The 998-nt window shown below is 68.5% G+C and carries 1 protein-coding gene; it reads left to right on the top strand.

The genetic code is table 11. The annotated features are described in order from the left end of the window. Nucleotides 1-50 precede the first annotated feature (50 nt). Nucleotides 51-984, top strand: a protein-coding gene (locus ACT3TZ_RS15155) for an IS5 family transposase (protein ID WP_197408445.1) whose coding sequence is annotated in 2 segments (ribosomal slippage) — nt 51-419 and nt 421-984 — 933 coding nt in all. Because the reading frame shifts where the segments join, the coding sequence is not laid out codon by codon here. Nucleotides 985-998: the final 14 nt, after the last annotated feature.

Genomic DNA, 998 nt, shown 5'->3' with positions numbered 1-998 from the left:
CTAGGGCGTGTCTCCTTAATGGTGGGTGAGGCTCGCGGGATGATGTCGGGGTGAGTGAGTCGAGGTTCGCGGTCCTGTCGGATCGGCAGTGGGAGCAGATCCAGCCGCATCTGCCCTCGAGCGATGGCCGGCGGGGGCGTCCTTTCCGGAACAGTCGCCAGATCGTCGAGGGCATCATCTACCGGTACCGCACCGGGATCCCCTGGCGGGATCTTCCGCGAGAGCGTTTCGGGCCGTGGCAGACGGTCTGGAAGCGACATCGCCGCTATGCCGCGGACGGCACTTGGGATCACGTCCTCCAGGAGCTCCTCGCCACGGCCGACGCGGCCGGGAAGATCTCCTGGGACGTGTCGGTCGACGCGACGATCACGCGTGCGCATCAGCACGCGAGCAACACGACCCGCCCCGAGCAGGACACGGGGGGCCGGAGCGAATCACAGGCCGCGCGGTGAGGACTTCGTCCACAGTCCTCTGGGTGGTGCGCGCGAACCTGCAGGTCACGGGATCGGTCGGTCGCGAGGAGGGCTGACGACGAAGATCCATGCCGTGGTCGATGGGAACGGACGTCCGCTGGCGGCGGTCGTCACGGGCGGGCAGCGCAACGATGGCGTCATGCTGATCGAGGTACTGGCCGAGATCAGGGTTCCTCGCCCGGGCCGGGGCCGGCCCCGCACTCGCCCCGACAAGGTCCTCGCCGATCGCGCCTACACCTCGAGGATCAACCGCAGGCACCTCGCCCGGCGCGGTATTACGGGCGTGATCCCGCAGAAGCGGGACGAGATCGCTTCCCGCCAGCGCAAAGGCTCCCGGGGCGGGCGGCCGCCTGGGTTCGACGCGGTCGCCTACAAGGGACGCAACGTCGTCGAGCGCTCCTTCGCTCTCGCGAAGCAGTGGCGAGGACTGGCCACCCGCTACGACAAGCTCGCGCTCACCTACCGCGCCGCCGTCGTCCTCGCGGCCTGCATCACCTGGACCAGGATTTAAGAGACATGCCCTAG

The organism is Brachybacterium sp. AOP25-B2-12 (assembly GCF_052378625.1).
In the GTDB taxonomy this organism is placed as follows: domain Bacteria; phylum Actinomycetota; class Actinomycetes; order Actinomycetales; family Dermabacteraceae; genus Brachybacterium.
This window is presented reverse-complemented; position numbering and strand designations above follow the sequence as displayed.